Here is a 5829-nt window from a genome sequence, read left to right on the forward strand (position 1 = left end):
CCTCCAAGGCGCGCTTCAGCGCCATGGTTGAGCGGCAGATGGCGACGACCTCCAGCTCCACGGCAACGGCGAAGGGCTCGATCGAGCAGATCGGCCTTGAACTGGGCGTCGTGCGCTCGACAACGGGCGGGGCAGCCACGCGCAACACGGCGGCCTCGGGGCAGCTCCAAACCCTGCTCAGCGAGGTCGAGACCGTGTCGATGGAAGAAACTGTGATGCAGCTCCTGGCGCTCAAGACGCGTCTCGAAGCCAGCTACCAGACGACGGCAACGGTGGCCAATCTGAGCCTCGTCAACTACCTCAAATAGGCGCCAGAAGGCGCCGCGGAGGCCAGGAGGCCGAAACGAATACGGGGCGCGAAAGCGCCCCGTTTTGTTTTTGCGTAGAGTGTTTTCTGGGCTTAGCCGGGTGTCGCCATCGCGTCCGCATGGGCCACTGGGACAAGCCCGATGTTGTGAAAGGGCGGCATCTCCTCAGCGAGCCTGGGCATCGGGGCAGAGGCGAGACCTGCCTCACAAATAAAAAGGCCCCCGGTTATTGCCGGAGGCTCTTGTCATCGCGTCTAGGCGATAGCGGTCGCTATATTCGCTCAGGCTTCTTCGGCACCGCGCAGGCCTGCGGCCAGCTGGCGGTTGATATTGATGAGCGGCAGAAGCTTGGCCTTGGACGGTTCCATGTGCAGCTCGCGCGTCTCGTTCATAACGAACAGACCGAGATTGGCAATGTTCTGGCGAACCTGCGCGGGCAGAGGATTGTCGTCGCGGGTAACGGAGGTGAGGAAAACGTTCCAGATCCTGCGGTTGTAAAGCAGAGCCTCCGGGAGGCTCTCCTGCTTCAGGTCCCAGGCATCGTGGATAAGCTGGAGATTGGCAGCCGCCCGCGACAGCAAATTGGCTTCGCGATCACGCGGGGCTTCCGTTTTGCGGGCCACCTGTTGGTATGCCTGCGCTCCCTGATGGTACATTTGCAAGAAGGTCCTGTTCGTACTGAATTAACTTGCGGGCTGCCTTGAGAGCTTTGTACAGCGCCCCGGTTAAAATCTCGTTGTTGATGCCATTTATCAGCGAGATCATTGAGGGGGCCGCCTGGATTATCTCATTGACAAGACGGAAGTATTCTTCCCGGAGTCGAGCGGTGTCGTCCTCGAGATACATCAGTTGTACGGCCAGGTAGATGCGCTTCGCGGGCGTATCTGCCGTGGCGATGGTCAGGATGTCCTTTTCGCGCAGGATGGGCGCCTTGCCGTCGATGAAGAGCCGTGTCCGCTGGTCGGAATTGGTAATGATGCACTGCCCGATGATGAGACGTTCGCCGGGCTTGAGTTCGACCTTGAGGGACATGGGCTCTGGTTTCCTATTCTGGGAATGCCGCCGATCTTCTGGCGGGCTTAGGGATGGATAGCAGTCGCGGCCTCAGGATGCCAGCAACTAAAGCGCGGAGCGGGCAGGGGAATCGCCCGTTTTCGAAAACTCACCGCACCAAAAGAAGAAGGCGGGCTTGTGGCCCGCCTTCGAATTTGCGTGTGTAGCTTACGATTAACGCAGGAGCTGCAGAACAGCCTGGTCCTGCTGGGAAGCCATCGAGAGAGCCGACGAGGAGAGCTGCTGGCGGGTCTGGAGAGCCAGAAGGTTTGCAGCTTCTTCGTTGGTGTCGGCCAAGGTCAGGTTCGCCGCGCCGGTTTCCAGCGTGTTGATCATGTTCTTGGTGAACGACTGACGGTTTTCCACGGACGACAGGTTCGAACCGAAGGACGAAGCCTGCGAGCGGAGTTCGGTCAGAGCCGAAGACAGCTTGCTGAGGAATGCGTCGATCTTTTCGTCGGTGTCGAGGTCTTCAGCCGCGAGGCTGTCGACGCCCAGGTTCGAGGCGTTGATGCCGCGAATGTTGCCGTTCTTGTCCTTGGCCTGGATATCGATCGAGGACGTGCCGCTTTCGTTGAAGGTGATCTTCAGCTTGTCGCCACGCAGCAGGTTGATACCGTTGAAGGACGAGTCATCAGACAGCTTGTCGAGCTGGTCGCGCAGTTCGTTGAACTGCTTGGACAGGTTCGCACGGACCGAGTTGCCTTCGATCTTGGAGCCAACAACTGCGTCATTGCCGTTCAGATCGATGCCGACATTGAGCTCCTGAGTGGACAGGTTCTCGATGCGCAGCTTGCCGTTGTCGTTCGAAGCACGAACCTTCGAACCGTGATCGCGATTGATCAGTTCGACGAACTTGTCGACGGTCTTGGTCGCGTTCAGCTGGCTCTTTTCAGCAACGCCGGTGTTCACGCCGTTGATGCCGAAGAGGGTCACAGCGTCGGTACCGGATACGGCAAGGGTCTTGGCCTCGGCGGTCTTGGCGACCAGCGAGAACTTGCCGTCGGTATCGAACTTGGCTTCGACCCCGGTGATGCCAGCGGCTTCGAGATCTGCATTCACCGACGCAATGGTCGCATCCTGCCAGTTCTTGATGTCGAGAGCATTCACGACCGAACCAACCCCACCCTTGACGCCACCGATCGAGACATTGGCGGTCTTGCCGTCATAGGAGACGGTAAAGGTCGCCTTTTCGGCGGCAACGCCCTCAACCGACGCACCGACAACGCCGGTTACGTCGGTGCGACCATTAACGGTCGCGGTGCCGGCGACCGGGGTCGTGTTGGTATTGGCGATCGTGCCGGTCTTAGAGATTACCGGTGCACCGAGCTGGAAGCCGTTCGGGCCAGCCTTTTCGACCAACCTGACGTTCTCGGCCGTACCGGTAACGGTGTACTTGGCACTAAGGGTAGCATTGCTGGCTATCCAGGTACGCAGTGCTGCGGCGGTCGCGTCTGCGTCAAGTGGAGCAGAAGCGAAGGTGTAGGTCTCGCCATCGATAGTGAACGTGTCGTTGGCTGCCGCGGCAGTCGTGATCTGGATATTGTCCTCACGGGCAACGCCAGGAACGTTGGTCGGGATACCGGTGACCGTTGGGACCGTTGCACCATATTCGGTGTTGGTCAGCTTGATCAGTCCGGTGGTCGAGTCAGCCTCGACAGTGTACTTACCGGCTGCGGCACCATTCTGAAGATTGGTGACGAAATCGGCAAAGTTTGCGCCGGTGGCAATGGTCTGGCCAGCAACATTGATCGAGCCAGGAACGGCCGAGTAGTTGAACGAGGTCGAGCCCTTGATAGCGGCACCGACACCGGTCGATGGGTCGTTGTCGGGGTCGAAGTTGATGGCCGCGGCCGCAGCCGAGGTGTCGACTGTTTCGATGATGATCTTGCCAGCGTTGTCGCCGGTGCCGACCGAGACGGTGTACTTGCCGGCGGTCGAAGCACTGCCGGCGAGAGCGGCGGAGATATCAGCGGCAATGTTGGTTGCGTCTGGAGTCGCGTCGGTAACGGTGACAGAAACGCCCGCAACGGTGAAAACGTCGTTCTGGGCAAATCCGCCATTGAGCGAGATCACCGAACGAGCGCCTGCACCGGTTTCGCTGGCCGTCGTCGACTGCGGGCCAAGGTAGGCCGAAGCAGCAGCTGTGGTCAGCTGCGACTTGACACCAGGAACGGTGGCTGTCGCCAGGCTAATATCAACGCCGAGATCCCCGAACTGACCGCCAGCCAGCGAGATTTTGGTGAGATCGCCGACTTCGAACGACTTGGTCTGGAAGGACTTGTCCTGCCGGGCCTGGCGCAGCGTTGACTGCATGGATTCCAGGTTTTTGGTCAGGGCGGTGATGCCGTTATTGGCGGCTTCGATGACCTTGATGCCCGAGGCCATCGAGTCGAGCAGATTGCTCATGTCAGCGGCGCGGCTGTTCAGCGCCGATGCGGTGAAGAAGTTCGACGGATTGTCGAGGGCAGAGTTCACCTTGTTACCGGTGGCAAGGCGCTGCTGCGTCTTGTCCATCATCTGGGCGGTATTCTGAAGGCTCAAAAGGTTCGAGCGAACGGCCTTTGAGAGAGAAACATCGGAACCCATACTAGGTCTTCCTTCTGGACGTGTGGTGCAAGTGCCTCAATCCTTGAGACACGCTGACAATGGTCCCGACTTGCTAAAAACTTCTTAAGTTCGGAACATCTTTACGCATCCCGTAAAGTCCTGCTTCACCACAGTTTTTCTTGATTTTTCTGGGTTTTTTGAACTTTCGTATTTTTCCGCGCGACGAAAATCGGCCTGCGGAAAGTCCGGGTTTACTTCGTTGCTTAGGAAACGACTGCCCTCTGAAGTGCTGCGCACATCATTGCGACCCCCGAGTCTCTCCCGCGTCCAAACACATCCGTCTGCGTCGCGCCTTACGTGCGCGCGCGATTTCTCTTTGCAACTAGGGCGCGCGGGGGAGGCAAATTAGGGGGGCGCCGGAATTAGATAAAATTTGAAATAAATTGCGCGTTTTGCCGAGAGAGGCCCGCAGCTTTTGGACACTAAACCTGATTTCGCCGGCAAGAAACGCCGGAAGAAAACAAAATCTCTGGAACAGGAAGTCCAAACAAATGAGCATCAATCTCTCTGCAAACGCCCGCACCGGTCTCACCGTTCTCCGTAACGTTGCAGAACAGATGGCGACCACGCAGAACCGTCTGGTCACCGGCAAGGCCGTCAACAGCCCGCTCGACAACGTCTCGAAGTTCTTTACTGCTTCCTCGATGGATACTCGCGCTGCTTCGATTGATGCTCTGATGGACAATATTAACGCCGCCCAGTCCTCCATGAAGGCTGCCTCTGAAGGCATCAAGGGTATCCAGGGCCTGATCAAGGAAGCCCGCGCACTGACCAGCCAGGCGCTGACCTCCACCAAGACGAGCGAAGTCGCTACCGGTTCGGCTACCGTCACCAACGCAACTGCCATCACCGATGCTGACACCATCGTCGTGACCACCGCCAGCGGCGCCTACACCTATACTGCAGCAGGTGGCACGGGTTCGGTTGGCGATTTCATCAACAAGCTCAATGCCGATACGACCTCCGGCGTGAAGGGTTCTCTGGTCGATGGCAAGCTGACGCTGACCAGTTCGAAGAATGAAGCGATCACCATCACCGGCACCGGCACGGGTACCAGCGCCACCGGCCTTCCGGCTTCCTCCACTGCCGTGAACAGCGCTCGTGAATCGCTCGCCAAGCAGTTCGACGTTCTCCGTGGTGAAATCGACCGGATCGCCAAGGATGCGGGCATTAACGGCCTCAACCTCCTGGCTGGCGACAAAATCCAGCTGCCGCTCAATGAAAACGGCACGTCGAACACCGAGATCAAGGGCACCACTGTCTCGGCAGCGAGCCTGGGCGTAACCACCGCAAGCGGTAGCTGGCAGTCCGACGCAAATATCAACGCTTCTCTTGATGCGCTGATTGCTGCCGGTGACTCGCTGCAAGCAACCTCCGCCTCGTTCTCTTCGAACCAGTCGATCATCAATGCCCGTAAGGACTTCAACTCTTCCCTGTCGGACATTCTCAAGTCCAGCGCCTCTCAGCTGACTGCTGCAGACATGGATCAGGAAGCGGCGAACCTCGTTGCGCTCCAGACCCGCCAGCAGATGGCCACCACGGCTCTCTCGATCATGCAGTCGTCGGAAACCACCGCTCTGCGCCTGCTCTCGTAATAGACTTCCAACTTCACTGAACTTGGCCCGCCTCTCGAGGCGGGCCTTTTTCGTTTGGGACATGTGCCGTTTTCTACAGCATTCCATGGGCCATCGGGACTAGCGCTGTGGTGAGGACACCGGGGGTGGAGCTAGGCTGATGCAAAAAAAAAGGCCCGGACCGATCAACGGATCGGCCCGGGCCTGTCAATTTCGGCGGCGTCAGATGGTCTTGTCGGTCAATCTGACCGTGTAGACCGGCGGAGACCATTCATTGCGCAGCC

The 5829-nt window shown here is 58.6% G+C and carries 4 protein-coding genes and 1 pseudogene; 2 read left to right on the forward strand and 3 right to left on the reverse strand.

Going from position 1 to position 5829, the window contains the following annotated elements:
- Positions 1 to 308: pseudogene (locus J0I64_RS04010) on the forward strand (hypothetical protein); the annotation flags it as partial.
- Between the two features lie 281 nt (positions 309 to 589).
- Here J0I64_RS04010 and flaF read toward each other — a convergent pair.
- The 3 genes from flaF to J0I64_RS04025 form a co-directional block, all read right to left on the reverse strand.
- A complete protein-coding gene (gene flaF / locus J0I64_RS04015; RefSeq protein WP_291406319.1) occupies positions 590 to 931 on the reverse strand; it encodes a flagellar biosynthesis regulator FlaF in 342 nt (113 codons plus the stop codon).
- Positions 903 to 1340, reverse strand: coding sequence for a flagellar biosynthesis repressor FlbT (gene flbT, locus J0I64_RS04020; protein WP_291406320.1), 438 nt, complete (start codon positions 1338 to 1340; stop codon positions 903 to 905). Before flbT ends, flaF begins: the two co-directional genes overlap by 29 nt.
- 195 nt (positions 1341 to 1535) lie before the next feature.
- On the reverse strand, positions 1536 to 3950 hold the full coding sequence (locus tag J0I64_RS04025) for a flagellin (protein WP_291406321.1): 2415 nt from the start codon (positions 3948 to 3950) through the stop codon (positions 1536 to 1538).
- 512 nt (positions 3951 to 4462) lie between these two features.
- Here J0I64_RS04025 and J0I64_RS04030 point away from each other — a divergent pair.
- On the forward strand, positions 4463 to 5566 hold the full coding sequence (locus tag J0I64_RS04030) for a flagellin (protein ID WP_291406322.1): 1104 nt from the start codon (positions 4463 to 4465) through the stop codon (positions 5564 to 5566).
- The last annotated feature ends 263 nt before the right edge of the window (positions 5567 to 5829 follow it).

The sequence above is a fragment of the Devosia sp. genome (assembly GCF_017307565.1).
Taxonomy (GTDB): domain Bacteria; phylum Pseudomonadota; class Alphaproteobacteria; order Rhizobiales; family Devosiaceae; genus Devosia.

Excerpts from the sequence above, each read along its gene's own strand:
- flbT (WP_291406320.1), bottom strand. The coding sequence starts at position 1,340 with ATGTCCCTCAAGGTCGAACTCAAGCCCGGCGAACGTCTCATCATCGGG.
- J0I64_RS04025 (WP_291406321.1), bottom strand. The coding sequence starts at position 3,950 with ATGGGTTCCGATGTTTCTCTCTCAAAGGCCGTTCGCTCGAACCTTTTG.
- J0I64_RS04030 (WP_291406322.1), top strand. The coding sequence starts at position 4,463 with ATGAGCATCAATCTCTCTGCAAACGCCCGCACCGGTCTCACCGTTCTC.